The organism is Bradyrhizobium sp. UFLA05-108 (assembly GCF_059803455.1).
Genome location: NZ_JBANAZ010000017.1, coordinates 115955 through 132490 on the forward strand (window position 1 = coordinate 115955; position 16536 = coordinate 132490).

Here is a 16536-nt window from a genome sequence, read left to right on the forward strand (position 1 = left end):
TTCTGTCTTGGTGCTCATGCGCTCGCTCCGTTCAGGATCTGCGCGATATGAATGAATTTGAGCGGGATCCCGATCCGCTCGGCGCAGCCCCTCTGATGCATCAGACAGGAGGAGTCGGCCGAAACGATGTATTCGGCTCCGGCTCGCGCGTGATCGCTCACTTTATCGTAACCCATCTTCGTCGAAACGGCTTCCTCGAATACCGAAAAGGTGCCGCCGAACCCGCAGCACTCGTCCGGCCGTGCCGGGGCCGCGAATTGGATGCCCTCGACCTTGGAGAGCAGATCAAGCGGCTTGGAGAAGAACGGCTCGCGCAGTTCGGAGGGTTTTGCGTGCTTGAGCTGTCGCAGCGTGCCGCAGCTGTTATGCAAGCCAACGCGATGCGGAAACCGCGCCCAGGGAAAAGCTTCGGCCTTTTGGATGTCATGCAGGAACTCGACAAGTTCGTAGGTGCGCTGTCGGAGCGCCTTCACTTCCTCTGTCTGCTCAATCGCATCGAAGTCGTTCCGCACGTGATGGACACAGCTGCCGGACGGAGCGACGACGTAGTCAAACTCCGAGAAATTGCGCACGAACAGCGCTTCGGTGTCGGCGCACTCGGCGTTGAAGCCGCTGTTGGCCATCGGCTGGCCGCAGCAGGTCTGGTCGCGTGGATAGACGACCTCATGACCGAAGCGCTCGAGCAGCTCCAGAGTGGCAATACCGACCTCCGGAAAGAAGGCGTCGATAAAGCAGGGTACAAACAGTCCGATCTGCATCTTCAACTCCCTTCGGTTCAGTAATGTCCTGCTGACGGCTTAACTCTGCCGCGGAAGACGATGTAGTTGATCATTGTGTAGATCAGCATCAGCGGAAACACGAAGACGCCCGCCCAGAACATGAAAGCCAGGCTCGAGGCGGGTGCGGCCGCGTCCTCGATCCGGATCGAGAACGGAAATCATGTACGGCCAGAACGAAATCGCGAGCGTCAGGAAGGCGGTCGCAAAGACGATTGAGGCTGCATAGAAGGGCTCCGCATGTGGCGCCCGCTTGCGTAGCAGCGCGGTGAGCGCTCCAGGGTCGGACTTCGCCTTCCCCTCGAACAAGACCTGACCTACTTCGTTGACAACGCATACTGAAGTTTCTTTTTGCGAGACCTCCAGCCCAACATACTGTTTCATAGCCCCCTCCGGTTCAAAAGATTGCGAAGGCCTGAAGATAGCGGATCTTTCGTGCCGCGAGCGCCGACCGCAATTACGTCATCGTCTGCAATATTTGCGCGCCGATTGACACCCTGGTCCGTTCTTGATGAGGAGCGGGCCGGTAACGCTCGTAAATGAGCCCCCCGCGTTCATGGTCGCCAACGTGACGGGGCAAAGAACTTTTGTTCCATGCTCATTGCAGGGGTCTACCCATCGATCTTCGACGTAGGCGTGGTACGCAGGGGAGGTAGCGAGTATTATTTTCGATTATTGTTGACGTTCGAGCGCGCGTCTCATGCGTCGGCGACCAATCACCTGATCCGCGCGCGGTGGGGATGCCGCGTGCGTTCCCTAGTGACGTTGCGGCTCACAGGCGTTCGAGTACGCGTGCGACCTGCGTCTCGGTCCATGAGTTCTTGCCGCGTGCGGTTGCAATGCCTTTCTTGGTAAGACCGGTTGCAATCGCCTTCAGCTCGTTGCGCCGCTGGCCCGCAGCTCCGCAATAATTGGCGTGATATCCGCTGCCTTGCCGCCGCGCGCTCACGTTGCACCTCGATAGCAGCTTACAGGCCCTTGCGGTTGGCCTCACGCCGCGATCTCCACCGAGTTTCACCCTGCGCCGCTTCGCCGCCGCCAGCGCGTCCTTGGTGCGCTTGCTGATCATGCCAGCCTCTAGCTCGGCAACGGCCACCATTTGCTGTAAGGGAAGCGGCCGGTCGCACCTTCGATCTTCGGCAGATCGGCAAAGCGCGCATCAACGCCAGCTTCGAGCAGCCGCGACAGGAAAGCAACCGAGCGCGTGAGCCAATCCACCTTGCTGACGATGAGCGGTGGGCGATGCAACCGGGCCGCAGCCGATGCCTTCTCCAATGCGGGGCGGCCGGATTTGCGACCGCTCTCTATCTCGGAGAACTCGCCAACGATCTGCCAATCGCCGCCGTCCAGATAGGTTTTGACGGCCTGCCGCTGCGCGTCAAGGCCAAAGCCGCTTCTGCCTTGCCGCGCCGTACTGACCCGGTAGTAGGCGACGAATTTACCGCTGTTCGGTGCCATAACATCCCTTTCACCTGAGATTGAACGACGGCGTAAGGACCGCGTCAGCCATTACGCCTTACCTTCAGCAATCGTATTCACCCAGGCTGACACGATGACGCGGGATAGCTTCTACTTTCTCGTTGCGCTCGCGGGGGTCGCAATCGTGTTCGGTTGGCTGCTTTTCGTGATATGCGCTGAATGAGCGGAGCGATTGAACGGCAACGGTCACCGCTTGCCTTTCAGTCGTTATCTCCACGGATGTCCTTAGCGCTCTGCCACTCCTGCGATGGTTCAATCGTCTCAACCTGAGACGATTGAAAGCGAGCGCTCATATCATCCCCTCACGCACGCTTACGCTGCCACCGCTTCTTCGGGTTGAAGCGCCCTCCAGTTGGTGGCCTCACCGACTTCAAAAGCCCCGTCGCATCACAGTGACGGCCATCACTGATGGCGAACGCTTCGGGAGCGATAAGGGGGTGTCAGGCCGCGACGGCGAAGATGATCTGCTGGGACGGACCAGCGTGGAGGGAATGGAGATTGGCATGGCTTCTCGGGTTGGGATTGCTTCCGAGGATTTTCGGAAACAAGTGATGGGATACGGGCTGACGACGGCAAGTATCCTCTATCGGCTGCCGGATCATCGCTCGCTGCTGCAGACCTATGTCTGGCAGAATTACGATCTGTTTCCGAAATTTCCGGCGCTGCAGGATTTCCTCGCCTTCTGGCGGGAGAAGCTCGACGGCCCCTTGTTCTCGGTCACCGTGGCGCATTCCAGGCTGATCAAGCCGGCTGAACTGCGCGCCGTCGATGGCGTGTTCAGGTTGCATTGAGCAAGTGGTGGCCAAAGGCGCGCGCAAGCTGGAGATATGAAGCGTCTGATGATTTCAGCACTCGTGTTCATCGCTCTGCTCGCTGCTGGGACCGGCCTGTTCCGTTCGCACGCGCTCCTGATCGATGCGCCGGCTCATGAAGCAGGCAAAATCGTTGGCTCCTCAGCAACGGTCTGCTTTGCTGACGCAGGCTATCGATGCCCTCGCACTGGACCTGATCAAGGGTCGCGATGCGGCTCCCTCGGCACCGTTGTGATCCCTGAGCGCTTAATGTCGTCTGCGATACCCCGCGCCGGGGCGTCACTGGATACTCCGCTTTCGGAAGTATGACGGCCATTAGGGGCCATGCTTGACCGTCCTCCGGCCGCTCGTCATAGTTCCCGTAAAGGCGAGCCAATGAGACTCGTCTTCGCCGGGAGAAGACGATGCGCAAATTGTTGGCTGTCCTCGCGGGGGCGCTGATCCCTGTCGTTTCGCTCATGCCCGCCGCCCTCGCGCAATCGACCTGCGTCACCCAGAACATGGCCGTTCCCCCCGGCGCCAACACCTCTGACAAGACGGCTCCCTTCTTCATCGACGCCACAGGCCTCGATTTCAAGACGGCGCCACCCACGCGCGATCCGTCCAACCCGAACTATCCGCGCGCAACCGAGCTTTCCGACGGCACGCTGCCGCCGGCCGGCGCTGAGGGCAACTTCATCATCGGCCCGACGCATGCGCCCGCGCCTGAGACGGTGGCGAAGGAGGGCGTGCCGCGCGGCAAGGTTACGTCGTTCACCCTCTCGTCGAAAGACAGCGTGATCTACAACCCCGGCCTGATCCGCGACGATGTGGCGGGCTGCGGCAACAGCTCGATCATGATCGCGACGACGGCGCCGGGCGACAAGTCAAACATGATCGTCACAACCAGCCATCCCGGCACCTGGACGCGCACGATCGAGGTTTATGTCCCGGCGCAATATGTGTCCGGCACGGAGGCGCCGTTCATCGTGCTGGGTGACGGTGGCTCGATGGCCTGGAAGGACATGAACACCACCCTCGACAATCTGATCGCGCAGCGCCGCGTGCCGCCGATGGTCTCGATTCAGATCGGCAATGGCGGGCAGGACGCGCAGGGTGCCCAGCGCGGGCGCGAATACGACACGGTGTCGGGGACCTATGCGCAGTTTGTCGAGCGCGAGGTGTTGCCGCTGGTCGAGCAGAATGCCGGCGTAGAACTCACCAAGAACCCCGAGGGCCGCGCGACCATGGGACTAAGCTCGAGCGGCACGGCGGCCTTCACCATGGCGTGGTTTCATCCTGAACTCTATCATCGGGTGCTGGCCTATTCGCCGACGATGGTGAACCAACAATGGCCGTACAATCCGGCGCTGCGCGGCGGCGCGTGGGAATATCACAGCCCATGGGCGGGGCCCGCCGGTCCCAACCTCACCGTCAAGGCGGGTGTGCTCACGCCGTCGGAGCCGCCCGGCGTGCCACTGATCCCCAGCGCGCCCACCAAGCCGATCCGTTACTGGTTCGAGATGGGCGATCAGGACCTGTTCTATCCCAACCCGACGATCCCCGATGGCATGCACGACTGGACGCTGTCCGCCGAATTGATGGCTAAGGTGCTGGCGGAGAAGGGCTACCACTACCAGTTCCTGTTCGCGCGCAACGCCAAGCATGTCGACCGCTCGACGGTTGCGCAAACCCTGCCGGCGGCGCTAGAGTGGTTGTGGAAGGGCTATCCGAATCCCTGACGACGGCAACAGCGCTTACGTTGGTCATCACCCGCGAAAGAAAGTCGCCTCAGGCGCTCCGCCGTCTTTCACTCCAGGCCCGCGCGGAGGCGATGGGTAACTCAAAGCCAACCCAAGACGGTTTGATATGGGTCTGCGCTATCGCTAGAGAATTGTATTTGTCTTTTATCTGCATCGCGAACGCTGCGGCTTGTTCGTCCCTTTGTCTCAGCTCCTTCGGAAGCGAACGCCATTCGCGAATAATCTCGCGCCGGGCATTCACCTGGTTCATTTTGGTGCCTTCACCTTCAGCCCCGATTCGACAAGTCGGTGCCTTTATTCCGATACATGAGCGATCTTGTTTTTTAAATGATGCGTCTCGTAATCGCGGCGGAGTTGGCTCAACGAAGTCTCATTGAGTTGAGGCATTACCTCACTTAGTAGCGCGGTTTCCGGATACCCGGCGGCAAAACCTTGTCCATAAATTTTACGCAGCGTGCGGACAAGGGTGTTTCCGTGTTTGCTGCTGATTTCGCCATCCTTGTTGCGGTGCCGATTGTCGAGACCCTTGCTCATGCAGCTCTCCATTGTGCCCACAGGCCAGAGCATCCTCCCGCCGGGGCCGAATGGCAACTAAACTACGCTCGCGAAAGTACCCGCGCCGACTTCTCGGGAGGGGCCATTCAAGGCGAAATGGGTTGGCCACGGTTGCTTTGACCAATTGCATGACGGCGGTCGGTTTTGATCAGTGCTTCGCACCCTGCCTGACTGCTCGGGTTACTCGGTTCGATGGCAGTGGCGTTGCTATTCGTTGCGAGGCCGAGGTCCCGATACGATCCGCTTGACCCGCGCTTTGGAAGCTGCGTCCCGCCGATCAACATGTCGAAAGCAATTGACCACGAATTTCCTCTGACGAGCATTCTCACTACTGATATCTGCGCGTGTCCGCGCCGCGAACGCCGATATCTCTCGCCCCGTAGTCGCCTCTCTGCCGAACGGCTTCGGCATGCGCGGATTCTAGGTCGCGTTCGCCAAGACCGGGGTCCATAGGACGGGTGCTGGTATGGCGCCGGCCGGTGACGCGGTCCCAATTCGTTCGAAGTTCTGCCTTCAGATTGAAGTATTCCGTCATATCGCTTTCAAAAAGAACGGCAGCCGACTAGCTGCCCTGTGGTGCGTACAAAACACCCGTGCACGCGTCGGCATGGCAAACCGCGCCAACGGCTTGCCAAACTGTTTGTTCGCGTTAGATCGTCCGCAGAATGGCCCCTAACCACCTTCCTCCAGTCCGTTTCGAGGAGCGATCAGTTTCCAACTAACAAGCCGTTCAACCGGTCCCGCTCCGCGAGCCCATTTCATATGAACAATCGGGTGCTGCCGTTCTTCGAAGAGCCGCCTCTTCGAGGTGGCTGGATTGGATGAGGTACCTGGATTGGATGATGTGTGCCACCGTCTGGCACGCGCTCTCTCTTCGGCCTCCCGCACCCGGCTTCGAAGATCGCGAAGTTCAGAAATACGTTCGGCCAATTCGTGGACGCTTCGAAGCAAAGCCTCAGGAGAAAAACTTTGGCTACAACTACTCACAGAAAAGCTCCTAGCAAAATAGATTGACGAAGGGGCCATCGTGCTGGTTGACGCGTCATCTTGTTTGCCTTGATATGAGCAACACTCATGCCGCCCCAGAATAAAGACGAGACTGCCAGCAACTTGAGACGGCCTTATCGCATGAACACTAGAATCAGCGCCATCGTGACCAGCGTGAACGTGCTGGTAACAGTGATGCCCAGGTACAACCGTTCCATTCTTTCCTCCATCCTTGGCAGACCCGCTCCGGCGAAACCGAAGCGGGGACCGACAGTGCGAACGGTAGGCAATACTTCAGTCTGGTGTACAGTGAAGTTAATACTCCTTAGTTATCGACGCAAGCGGAATCTGCGGTCCTCCCAAAATCAAAATAGAGCAGTCTATATTTCGACTCGGAAACGGTGCGATTAGGGCTCGTACTTTCCGACGTCGCTGCTGGCCGTAGTGCGCAGATTCGACACCACAATGGCGAATGAGAGTGGAAGCCGCGCGACAGCGTTGCGGCTCCTCCGTGGTGGCTCACAAATCCGGGAATCGATTCGTTGGGCTAGAAGGTCATCCCAGCCGGCGTGCGACTTACGAACCGTCGTTGCTGCTGCGTTTGCGGGCTGGTCAACGGCGTGCTCGAGCAGCTTCGGATGGTCACGGTCCGGGTAGTCGCGGCGCAGGATCTGCCTGAGCCGTTGGCTTGTTGGGATGCCCGGCTTGCACCTTGGACCGAGTTTGCCACCGCCGCTCTGATCAGATCAACGCGCTTGGTGTTTTTCTTTGTATTGAAGTGCAGGATAGACCTCCGCCCCACGTCCGTATTCTCACGGAGAGACATTCCAGGCGTCAGGGATATTTACAATTGGTAGCAAAAACACTATACACGATTGACCGTTTTTCTCACGCCCCGCCGGCCAGTGATTTGGGGCAATTTCATTGGTGGAGTGATGTATTCGAACCATCAGGAAATTTCATCGCCAGCGGTTGTTGAGTTGCGTAAAGAGGCGGGCCTCTGGCTCAAAGGGCTGAGGGAAAAGCGGGGGTTGTCGCAGCGCCAGATGGCTGAGAAGGTGGGGGGGAATTATTACACCTTCATCTCTCAATTGGAGTCAGGCCGCGGCCGGATACCCCCCGACCGATATTTGGTGTGGGCCGAGGTTTTGGGCATAGAGCCGAAGTTGTTCGTCAGAAATCTCCTCAGGTGCTATGATCCGGTCACCCATTCGATATTGTTTGGAAAGAGCAACAAGGGGTAGGCACTAGGGGCATCAACACTTTCGATTGTACTTTCCGGCCCTGGGGGAGCTTGGCCGCATCTACGATGAGCGGTTGCTGTTACGTAGCGAGTTCACCATTGGGCTGAGTACTTTCATGCTGCAAAGTAATCAGGTTCTTACCTTTTTTCGGGCCTGCGAGCGCGGCGATTGGAGCCAACCGGAGCTGGCGGAATTCTACAGGGTGGAAGATGCCCTGACAAAATCCGGAGTTGGGATTTCAACAGATCGTGGGCTCACCGATGAGGGCGAGCCCTGGTTTGTTTTCTTCCGGCAAGACAACGAAGAGGTAATCGTTCACTTTGCCCGCATCGGCGGCGAATACGTTGTCGCTTCGAATTTCACTGAAGCAGTGCTTCGCGGCCGAAACTTCGAGAGGTTGGTGCGGGAGTTGCTGGATTCCCATCCGTACGTTTTGCCGAAGCAGCATTCGTCGCGATCGACCGTTTTTTTGCATCCCGCCACACTGTTGGCCGCCCTGGTGGTCACGGGCTACGTCAAGAGCAGTGAACTGAATGCGACTGCCGACGACGGTAGCCGGCCGGAGAAGTCGTTCGGATGGTTCCTCGATCGTCACGATCTGGCGGCGACATATTCCGCAATCGTAATCGCCTCAGTTTGGGACAGCCTGGCGATAGGCGGTTCGGTTAGCAAGCCGTCTGATGACCTCGTGTCACTCGATCATGCACAGCCCGCTCACGGAGAGCACTGTCCACATATCGGACAGGCGCTTGCTGACGACAGCCTGCTGCAAAATTTTCAGGCGTTTCACGGCACGGATGATCGGTCCGTCTTGACTGCGGCGGCGCTCCATCTTGACGGGCAAGACGCTGTTCACCACTTCAATGAGCCGGCGATTGCCGGCCTGGTGGCCAAGCCGTCTGGTCCCGCTCCCGAGTCATCTCATCACGATAGTGTGGCTGCCTGTTCCGGGAATGACGTAGTCCGTGCCGAGCATGATCTCGATTTGAAGTTGGCGGATTTTCACCTGCAGGGTGACGGCTTTCCGATTGTCGCCAGGGAACTGATAACCGTCGCCTCCAATTCTGTCAGTTCCTCCGCCCCGTCAAATCTGACGCCGGACCATGCCTCTCCTCAGCATGTTTCGACGGCGCCGACCACAGCGGTTGAGCATTCGGATACGACCGTCGCGGCCGACAATCACTCCAGCACCGTGCATGTGGCTGACGCGATCCAAGCGCCGGTGTTGCAAGTACAGCCCGAAGTCACATCGACCGGCGAGCCGACCGCTCATGTGAACCAGGTCACGGCGATCAGCGACCCGACCGCTCAGGTGAGCCAGGTGACGGCGACCGGCGACCCGACCGCTCAGGTGAGCCAGGTCACGGCGATCAGCGACCCGGCCACTCAGGTGAGCCAGGTCACGCCGATCAGCGACCCGACCACTCAGGTGAGCCAGGTCATGGCGATCAGCGACCCGACCGCTCAGGTGAACCAGCTCACGGCGACCGGCGGGCCCGCTGCTCTGGCGAACCAGCTCACGGCAACCGGCGCGCCCGCCGCTCAGGTGAACTATGCCGCTCTGCCGGGTGATGTGACCGCCAACCAGGCTCAACCCGATCACGAAGCGTGCGTGTCGGATGGCTCGACGCTCAGCATCGTCGGAATTGATGTGCACCACACTACAACTACCCTGGCGTGAGATCGACCAAGCCTATCAGCCATTTTATGAGTTGCCTGATGGTTGGAGGAGACAACAGTCGATTGTCGCGGCCGTCACGTAAGCAGCAAAGAGGGCTGCGGAGCTGTCGAAATATTTTCAATGAGGCATTGAGACTACCAGCCTCCAGGAAATTAGTCGCCCATGTCTAAGCGTCCATCGTTTTTAGCCGACGCGTCCAAGGCTATTCGCCCTGGCTTCGCAACCGCTATTGTCTTTGGCTTTTTCATAAATCTGCTGGCGTTTGTGGGCCCCCTCTACATGCTCCAGGTGTACGATCGGGTTTTGGGCAGTCGAAACATCGGCACGCTGGTCGCGCTGACCATCATCGCGGGCTTTCTCCTGATCGTGTATGCAGCTCTGGAGAAAATCCGATCGTCTGTCCTTGTTAGGCTTGGCCTTCTGTTCGCCGAAAAGGCAAAGAGCCCGTTGTTTGATACGGTCCTGCGCGGCACGATTGTTCAGCCGGGCACAAACCATGCGCAGGCTTTACGAGACCTCGATACAATTCGCGAGTTCCTTACTGGCACAGGCCTCATAGCGTTCTGCGACGCGCCTTGGGTTCCTGTGTTCGTCGCTGGATGTTTCATTATGCATCCCTGGTTCGGTTACGTTGCTGGTGTGGGGGCATTGCTCATTTTTGCGTTAGCGTTGGCCAACGAGCTATTGACGCGGAATCAATTGAAGGACGCCTCTCGCAATTCGGTCCTGGCCCATTCGTACGCAGCAGCGACGTTCCGGAACGCTGACGTGCTTTATGCCATGGGCATGCTCAAGGGCTTACGGGACCGTTGGTCCGATCGACATAGTGAAGGCCTGCAATTGCAGGCGGGCGCAAGTGATCGGGCCGGTTTTCTTGTGGCATTCAGCAAGTTCGTTCGAGCGTTTCTCCAGATCGCGATACTCGGAGTTGGTGCGTATTTGACGGTCAATCAGGAGACTTCGGCCGGCGCAATGGTTGCGGCCTCGATCATCATGGGGCGCGCGCTTGCCCCGGTCGAAATAGCCGTCGGACAATGGAAGACATTCCTGGCAGCTCGCTCTGCATACGAGCGGATAAGCAATCTTGTGAAAATGCTTCCCGAGGAAGGCGAAAAAATCACTCTTCGTCCGCCCCAGGGCCGGATCTCAGTCGAGAATATTCTCGTAATCCCCCCCGGCGCAAAGGAGCCCGTTATCCGCGAAGTCTCTTTCGCCCTGCAGCCTGGTGAAGTCTTGGGAATTATAGGTCCGAGCGCAGCAGGTAAGTCCAGCTTGGCACGAGCGTTGGTTGGAGTGTGGCGACCCGCCGTTGGGAAAGTCAGAATTGACGGATCTGAGTTGGCTCATTGGAATCGCGATCAGCTTGGCCCCTATATCGGATATCTTCCGCAAGACATTGAGTTGTTTTCCGGCACGCTTGCAGAAAACATTTCCCGGTTCGGCGAGCATGACGAAGAGAAGTTGTTTTCTGCGGCCGAAATGGCTGGAGTTCACGAGTTGGTTCAAGGCTTGCACGATGGTTACAATACCCAGGTAGGCGAAGGCGGACTTATCCTATCGGGTGGACAGCGGCAGCGTATAGGCTTGGCTCGCGCGCTCTATGGAAAGCCACCGATCGTGATACTCGATGAACCAAATGCGAGCCTGGACTCGGAAGGCGAAGCGGCCCTGATGGAGGCGATCCAGGCGCTGAAGCGAGCGCACTCGACCGTTGTCGTTATATCGCACAAGACCGCGATGCTTGCCGCGGTGGACAAAGTGCTCGTGCTTGCAGCCGGACGGGTGTCGGCGTTCGGCGGTCGCGTTGAGATTCTTTCTAGATTGATGGGCGGTCCGAAAATCGCGGCGGTCGCCAGTGCTGCAACAGCCGTCCGATAGGTGCGACGATGCGTAAGAATTCCGTTCCGGACTGGAGGGTCCCAGCCACAGCCGGCTACGTCGTCATAGTCGGCACTTTTCTCGTTCTAGGTGGATGGTCTGCCGTTGCTCGGCTGGATAGTGCGATCACCGCCACCGGAGTTGTGTCCGCGGAAACCAACCGCAAGACCATCCAGCATCTGGAGGGTGGTATCGTTCGCGAAATCCGCATTCGCGAGGGACAACACGTCCAAGCCGGGCAGGTCTTATTCCGACTGGACCTTACGCAAGCAAAGGCTGGATATGAGCTGCAGCGAAACCAGCTGGATTCGTCGATCGCCCAGGAAGCGCGTTTGATCGCTGAACGGGATGGCCAGGACGAAATAGCATTTCCCAAGGAGCTGCTTGATCGCGCCGACGATCCGAACGTCAAGCGGGCAATTGCCGATCAAGTGGCTCAATCTCACGAGAGGTGCGGCTCCCTCAAAGGTCAGGTCCAAATACTTGACGCCAAGATCGATCAATATCGATCGGAGATCGAAGGTCTAACGCAGGAGAGAAGCGGAACCGCGAATCAGCTCAAGTATGTCAATGAAGAATTGGTTGACGTCCGTCACTTGTTTGAAAATCAGCTAACCCAGAAAAGTCGATTGATGGCGCTCGAGCGCGAAAGGAGCCGCCTGGAAGGTTTGCTTGGACGCTCAATGGCGGATGAATCAAAGGCCCGCAACGGCATCGAAGAAGCGCGTCTGCAGATCCGGCAACTTCGCCAAAAGTTCCGGGAGGATATTGCTAGCTCGATGCTCGAAACGCGACAGAAGATCAATGATCTTCGTGAGAAAGTAAGAGTCGCGCAGGACGTCCTGTCTCGCGTGGACATCTTGTCTCCAAGCACAGGCGTTGCGCAAAATCTGCGGGTCTTTACCACTGGCGGAGTCGTCAAACCGGGTGAGCCCATGGTCGATGTGGTCCCCGAGCACGACGCCCTCATTGTGCAGGCGCACGTGCAACCACAGGATACGGAAAACCTCCAGCCTGGTATGCCCGCGGAAGTCAGGTTCTCATCATTTCAAGCGCGTATCCTTCCGATCATTGTGGGGGAGGTAGAGAGTATCTCCCGCGATCGCCTCATAGACGAACAGACCAAACAACCGTACTTCCTTGCACAAGTTGTCGTGGATGACATACCGTCGTTCGTTAAGGATCGTTTGTCAGCTGGAATGCCTGCGGACGTGATTTTCCCCACCGGCGAGCGAACGGTTCTTGATTATTTGGTCCGCCCGCTCAAAGACCGTCTGCGAGGCGTCATGCGGGAGAAGTGATCAGAGCAAGCGCCATCCTCCCGAAGACTTACGATGGTGCCGATCTTCATGGCGCTCAAGAGGTTCCCGCCATTGCTTCCGAGCTTGACGATGGTGCCTGCCGGCATACTCGTGACCTTGCCCCACAGGCTTAATCCAGATTGAAGTTCGCTCTGGCCCAAACAAGGACCAGAGCATGAAGCGTAGCCGCTTTTCGGAAGAGCAGATCATCGGGATTTTGAAGCAGCATGAGGCCGGGGTTTCGGTTGCCGATCTGTGCCGCGAGCACGGCGTCAGCGACGCCAGCATCTACAAATGGAAGGCCAAGTTCGGCGGGTGTCGGAGGCCAAGCGGCTGAAGACGCTGGAGGACGAGAACACACGGCTGAAGCGGTTGCTGGCTGATGCCATGCTGGACAATGCGGCGCTCAAGGATCTCGTGGGAATGAAAACGCCGCCGCGGCGGCCACAAGCGGGCCCTTGGGACCCGGGCGCCGATGACGGTGCCGATGGCCCCGCTCGACTTTGTGTCGGATCAACTCACGGATGGCCGCCGCTTCCGCATCCTGACCGTGGTCGATGATTGCACGCGCGAGTGCCTGGCGCTGGTGGCTGACACCTCGCTCTCGGGCGCCCGGGTAGCACGGGAACTGGACCGGCTGATGACCGAGCGCGGCAAGCCCAGGATGGTGGTCAGCGACAACGGCACCGAACTCACCAGCAACGCCATCCTGACATGGGCCGATCAAAACCGCGTCGGCTGGCATTACATCGCGCCGGGCAAGCCCATGCAGAATGCGTTCATCGAGAGCTTCAATGGCCGGCTACGGGACGAACTGCTCAACGAGACGCTGTTCACGTCACTGGCCCAGGCCCGCGTCGCGCTCGGATGCTGGCGGGCCGATTACAACGACGCGCGACCACACTCTCAGCTCGGATGGAAGTCGCCGTCCGAGTTCGCCTTCACCTGCCATCCGCAACGGGATCTGGCGCTGCGCTATGCCGAAGGCTCCGCGCCAGCTCCAGTCGCTCCCACCGCCCAACTGGGCAAATTCAACGACCGGGGCGAACTCAGGGCTGGATAAAACTTGGGGGCAAGATCAGTCGGCTGCCGAGTAGGCATAAAACCGATCTGCGTGAAGACGATATGGAATAGGGTCGCAGAAAGTGATGCGAAAAGATCAGAGGCTTTTCGGGCTAGCTTAATGTGTTGGCGCCCGCGCTCGATTGCCTCATCGATGTCATTGAACCATTCGTCATCGGCGATACGGACGCTTGATCTAATTGAAAGCCAAACTGCGTCCAAAAAGCTTGTTCGATGCTTTTTCCAATCCGCTAGGTCCGAATTTTCCTTTAGCTCCATGTACATCAGGGCGGCCAAACAATTCCTCGAGTGTCGCTTTGAGCCGATAGAATTGACTCATCTCGTGCCGTAGGCCGATTTCCTCGTAAGAAAAGCCTCGCTTCTACATCGTCGAAGCTCTTCGGACCGCTCTTGTTTTCCGGCAAATCTTTGATGTTGGAAGTATCCTGCCGCAGGACCGGCGGATTCTGCTGGTTCGAGCATGAGCTGGAGCCGACGGTGTCTCCCGGCTTGGGGGCTGGACCCTTCTTATTGGCCGGCTATACCGGCACCCGAGCTCTGTGCGCTCGGAGCGCCGGAGATCGAAGCCAAGGCAAGGGCGATCGAAGGCGAGCGTGCACAACTCAAAAAACGGGCTCAAGACGAGGAGTTGCGCTGGGAGAAGCGGAAGCAAAAGCAAAAGCTGGAGGCCGCTGTCCGCCGGGCGCGCGAATCCTGAGTACGCGCGTTCGACGCGAGCGAGGGAAAAGCAGCAGGCAAAGCAATGCCGCGAGTGGATCAACTCGCGACTGGTTTTCGGTATGCTCAGCAGTTCACGAACCGATCGGCTTTCGCAAGCAGGTGGCGGAGGCAGTTGCAAACAGAGAGGATTGGGATGCGCGCGCAGTGGCGAGTTGCGGCGAGTCTCACGACTTCCGACAAGCTGAATAAAAGGTACCATTGGTACTGACGACCCGCTCGATGCACTGCCTTGCATCCACAATGTCGCCTTCGATACTGAAATAATAGGACTGATTCTTGAGTATCAGCGCATAGTGGCCGGGAGGAAGCTGCAGCGCTGGGTCCTCGCTGTGGAGCTTGTACATCTCTGGGTTGTTCGATACGGGAGTCGCCCGGTACGGGTAAGAGAAATTCCTGATGACCCAGGCGTCGCTGTCGTCAAGCCTTTGGCCTGCGGAAGCGGCTGAAAAATCGCGGGTAATCCTGGCGATCACCCGCACCTCCGCGCGCTCCAATATGTTGGTCGCGGCATCCCGCCGAAAGACTATAAACTCAGGTTGTCCGTTCGGCAGGATCACTTTACCAGGCAGCCTGAATGCGGCCGAGATAGCGACCCTGACATCAGGCGCGCGGCCAGGCAGCAGTTTCAGTTCGGTCAGGACGTTGCCTGCAATTGCATAGACCCCGTAGTCGGTCGGCCGCGGGAAGGCGGGAGGCGGCGGAGGCGGCTTGAAGGCCGCATTGGCTATTGCGCTGGCGTCGGATATCGTCGCCGCCGTGTCGGAGACCACCCGTCCTCCGTGTCCCCGGAAGGGTTGTCCCAGGGTCATCAGCCGTTCGCGTTGCAGCACTGCTGTAAGGGCGGCTCCAACGACTAACAGGACCAAAGCGGTTCGCGTCATGACAGCCCGCAAGGGATGGCGATCGGCTCCAACTTTCGGACGAATCGGCCCTACATCAGCTTCAGACGGGGGAGAGGCTTCCCGCGGCCGCGGATCATGCGTCAAAACCGGCGGCGGCACCGAAGATGGTGGGAGCAGATTGATCTGCTGTCGTGAAAATTCTTCGACGCCTCGGATTGCGGTTTCGAGCGCGAGTGTGGCCTGACGGGTATCTGTCGAATCCGAATCGACGAGTTGTTCCTGAAGCTTATGGCGCGCCAAATCATAGATCGCATGGCGCATCAGCTCAGGATCGGTCTTTACCGTTTCGATCATGCGAGCGATCACGAGCGCAAATTGAACCTCGTTAGAGGCCCTATTGGCGCCTTCTTCATCGCGCTCTCGCAGCTCTCGCGAACTTATGCCGATTTGGGAACTCCTGTGGCGCCCAAGCAGGTCTTGCGCGAAACATACAAATCCTTCTCCCTCACCGCAACGCCTGATCGCTCGCATCGCAAAAGCTCGAACGATGGGGTTCACGCAAAGGCTCTGTGAGATCAGAACCGCTGACCAATTCACCCGCATGTCCCAATAAAAATCCGGGCTAGCTCGGACAACTTGTGCATTGAGGAGTGGATAGCAGGGGTTTCGTTTCGAGCTAAACCCGAAATATTTCTGTCCTCGCACGCATGAATACGCGCCGTTCGGCGGCGCAGGATTCTGGATTGGGCCCTTCAGAGACCTGCCAACAGCCGGTCACAACGTCTGCTGCTCTGGTGGACCGGAAGTGGCGGTTTGATCGCTAGAATGGCGCTCGTGGCCCTCAACGGGCGTTCAGATGGATCTCTCTTCCCGCCAATAAGCTCGAGGATATAATCGCCAGGGCACTGTCGTGACTGCCGCTAGGTTCAGACGACCCATGAAGCGATGGCGCTACGTCAGTATCATCAGCACGGTAGTTGCGGCGGGTCTACTGGCTGCCGGGGCCCGGGTCGTCAGCCAGTCACGCGTGCCATCAGAAGTTATAGCGTCCTCGGTAACGCGTACACCCGAGCTTATTGAACGCGCGTGGCACCTTCCAGTGGCAGCCACATTCCAGAGAAACGTGAACTGGCAGTCAAATGGCTCTCGTTGCGGACCTGCCGCTGTTGCGAATGCGTACAGGTCACTTGGCGAGGCGGCAAGCACGGAGGGCGAGGTGTTGGCCGGCACAGGGCGGTGCTGGACAGGGGTATGCATCCTGGGTCTCACGCTTGATGAACTGGCCGAGGTCGCCAGGACCAACACGAGCCGGAAAGTCACAGTCTTGCGTGATCTCAGCGAGGACCAGTTTCTGGAGCACCTGCGTCGCTCAAACGATCCCGGCCGACGCTACATCGTGAATTTCGATCGCTCGCAAATTTTTGGTGCTGGTGTTG

General features: G+C 58.5%; 13 protein-coding genes and 2 pseudogenes. 8 read left to right on the forward strand and 7 right to left on the reverse strand.

From position 1 onward, the window contains the following. Positions 1-14 precede the first annotated feature (14 nt). The 4 genes and pseudogenes from SO140_RS15225 to SO140_RS15240 all read right to left on the reverse strand — a co-directional run bounded on the left by SO140_RS15225 (position 15) and on the right by SO140_RS15240 (position 2234). Entirely contained in the window at positions 15-758 is a 744-nt protein-coding gene (locus SO140_RS15225) for a (Fe-S)-binding protein (RefSeq protein ID WP_449378918.1), read from the reverse strand. Between the two features lie 252 nt (positions 759-1010). Beyond that, positions 1011-1160 (reverse strand): annotated as a pseudogene (locus tag SO140_RS15230) (IS110 family RNA-guided transposase); the annotation flags it as partial. A gap of 388 nt (positions 1161-1548) precedes the next feature. After that, positions 1549-1845, reverse strand: a complete 297-nt coding sequence (locus tag SO140_RS15235) for a hypothetical protein (protein ID WP_449378917.1) — start codon at positions 1843-1845, stop codon at positions 1549-1551. 8 nt (positions 1846-1853) lie between these two features. After that, complete coding sequence (locus SO140_RS15240; RefSeq protein ID WP_449378916.1) at positions 1854-2234, reverse strand: recombinase family protein; 381 nt, start codon at positions 2232-2234, stop codon at positions 1854-1856. A gap of 524 nt (positions 2235-2758) precedes the next feature. On the opposite strand from SO140_RS15240, the gene SO140_RS15245 reads away from it, so the two are divergent. Then, entirely contained in the window at positions 2759-3046 is a 288-nt protein-coding gene (locus SO140_RS15245; protein WP_449378915.1) for an usg protein, read from the forward strand. Between the two features lie 425 nt (positions 3047-3471). Next, positions 3472-4788, forward strand: a complete 1317-nt coding sequence (locus tag SO140_RS15250) for an alpha/beta hydrolase (RefSeq protein WP_449378914.1) — start codon at positions 3472-3474, stop codon at positions 4786-4788. Between the two features lie 49 nt (positions 4789-4837). Here SO140_RS15250 and SO140_RS15255 read toward each other — a convergent pair whose 3' ends face one another. Then, a complete protein-coding gene (locus tag SO140_RS15255) occupies positions 4838-5059 on the reverse strand; it encodes a hypothetical protein (RefSeq protein WP_449378913.1) in 222 nt (73 codons plus the stop codon). Between the two features lie 44 nt (positions 5060-5103). Then, positions 5104-5343, reverse strand: coding sequence for a hypothetical protein (locus SO140_RS15260; protein ID WP_449378912.1), 240 nt, complete (start codon positions 5341-5343; stop codon positions 5104-5106). A gap of 1943 nt (positions 5344-7286) precedes the next feature. On the opposite strand from SO140_RS15260, the gene SO140_RS15265 reads away from it, so the two are divergent. The 5 genes and pseudogenes from SO140_RS15265 to SO140_RS15285 all read left to right on the forward strand — a co-directional run bounded on the left by SO140_RS15265 (position 7287) and on the right by SO140_RS15285 (position 13518). Next, positions 7287-7595: a helix-turn-helix domain-containing protein gene (locus SO140_RS15265; RefSeq protein WP_449379005.1), complete on the forward strand. Its 309-nt coding sequence runs from the start codon at positions 7287-7289 to the stop codon at positions 7593-7595. 115 nt (positions 7596-7710) lie between these two features. After that, positions 7711-9276 carry a hypothetical protein gene (locus tag SO140_RS15270; RefSeq protein ID WP_498542766.1) on the forward strand — a complete coding sequence of 522 codons (1566 nt, stop codon included), beginning with the start codon at positions 7711-7713 and terminating at the stop codon, positions 9274-9276. A 162-nt stretch (positions 9277-9438) separates the two neighbouring features. Beyond that, on the forward strand, positions 9439-11154 hold the full coding sequence (locus SO140_RS15275; protein WP_449378910.1) for a type I secretion system permease/ATPase: 1716 nt from the start codon (positions 9439-9441) through the stop codon (positions 11152-11154). Positions 11155-11162: 8 nt separating this feature from the next. Then, complete coding sequence (locus SO140_RS15280) at positions 11163-12455, forward strand: HlyD family type I secretion periplasmic adaptor subunit (RefSeq protein WP_474799118.1); 1293 nt, start codon at positions 11163-11165, stop codon at positions 12453-12455. A 175-nt stretch (positions 12456-12630) separates the two neighbouring features. Continuing rightward, a pseudogene (locus SO140_RS15285) lies at positions 12631-13518 on the forward strand (IS3 family transposase). A 904-nt stretch (positions 13519-14422) separates the two neighbouring features. Here SO140_RS15285 and SO140_RS15290 read toward each other — a convergent pair. Next, positions 14423-15454: a hypothetical protein gene (locus SO140_RS15290; protein WP_449378908.1), complete on the reverse strand. Its 1032-nt coding sequence runs from the start codon at positions 15452-15454 to the stop codon at positions 14423-14425. Between the two features lie 583 nt (positions 15455-16037). On the opposite strand from SO140_RS15290, the gene SO140_RS15295 reads away from it, so the two are divergent. Then, the coding region (locus SO140_RS15295) for a phytochelatin synthase family protein (RefSeq protein ID WP_498542767.1) at positions 16038-16536 on the forward strand (499 nt) is incomplete at its 3' end.

What these genes read in the sequence shown, in the direction of transcription:
- SO140_RS15225 (WP_449378918.1), bottom strand. Translation starts at nt 758, where the DNA reads ATGCAGATCGGACTGTTTGTACCCTGCTTTATCGACGCCTTCTTTCCG.
- SO140_RS15235 (WP_449378917.1), bottom strand. Translation starts at nt 1,845, where the DNA reads ATGATCAGCAAGCGCACCAAGGACGCGCTGGCGGCGGCGAAGCGGCGC.
- SO140_RS15240 (WP_449378916.1), bottom strand. Translation starts at nt 2,234, where the DNA reads ATGGCACCGAACAGCGGTAAATTCGTCGCCTACTACCGGGTCAGTACG.
- SO140_RS15245 (WP_449378915.1), top strand. Translation starts at nt 2,759, where the DNA reads ATGGCTTCTCGGGTTGGGATTGCTTCCGAGGATTTTCGGAAACAAGTG.
- SO140_RS15250 (WP_449378914.1), top strand. Translation starts at nt 3,472, where the DNA reads ATGCGCAAATTGTTGGCTGTCCTCGCGGGGGCGCTGATCCCTGTCGTT.
- SO140_RS15255 (WP_449378913.1), bottom strand. Translation starts at nt 5,059, where the DNA reads ATGAACCAGGTGAATGCCCGGCGCGAGATTATTCGCGAATGGCGTTCG.
- SO140_RS15260 (WP_449378912.1), bottom strand. Translation starts at nt 5,343, where the DNA reads ATGAGCAAGGGTCTCGACAATCGGCACCGCAACAAGGATGGCGAAATC.
- SO140_RS15265 (WP_449379005.1), top strand. Translation starts at nt 7,287, where the DNA reads ATGTATTCGAACCATCAGGAAATTTCATCGCCAGCGGTTGTTGAGTTG.
- SO140_RS15270 (WP_498542766.1), top strand. Translation starts at nt 7,711, where the DNA reads ATGCTGCAAAGTAATCAGGTTCTTACCTTTTTTCGGGCCTGCGAGCGC.
- SO140_RS15275 (WP_449378910.1), top strand. Translation starts at nt 9,439, where the DNA reads ATGTCTAAGCGTCCATCGTTTTTAGCCGACGCGTCCAAGGCTATTCGC.
- SO140_RS15280 (WP_474799118.1), top strand. Translation starts at nt 11,163, where the DNA reads ATGCGTAAGAATTCCGTTCCGGACTGGAGGGTCCCAGCCACAGCCGGC.
- SO140_RS15290 (WP_449378908.1), bottom strand. Translation starts at nt 15,454, where the DNA reads ATGATCGAAACGGTAAAGACCGATCCTGAGCTGATGCGCCATGCGATC.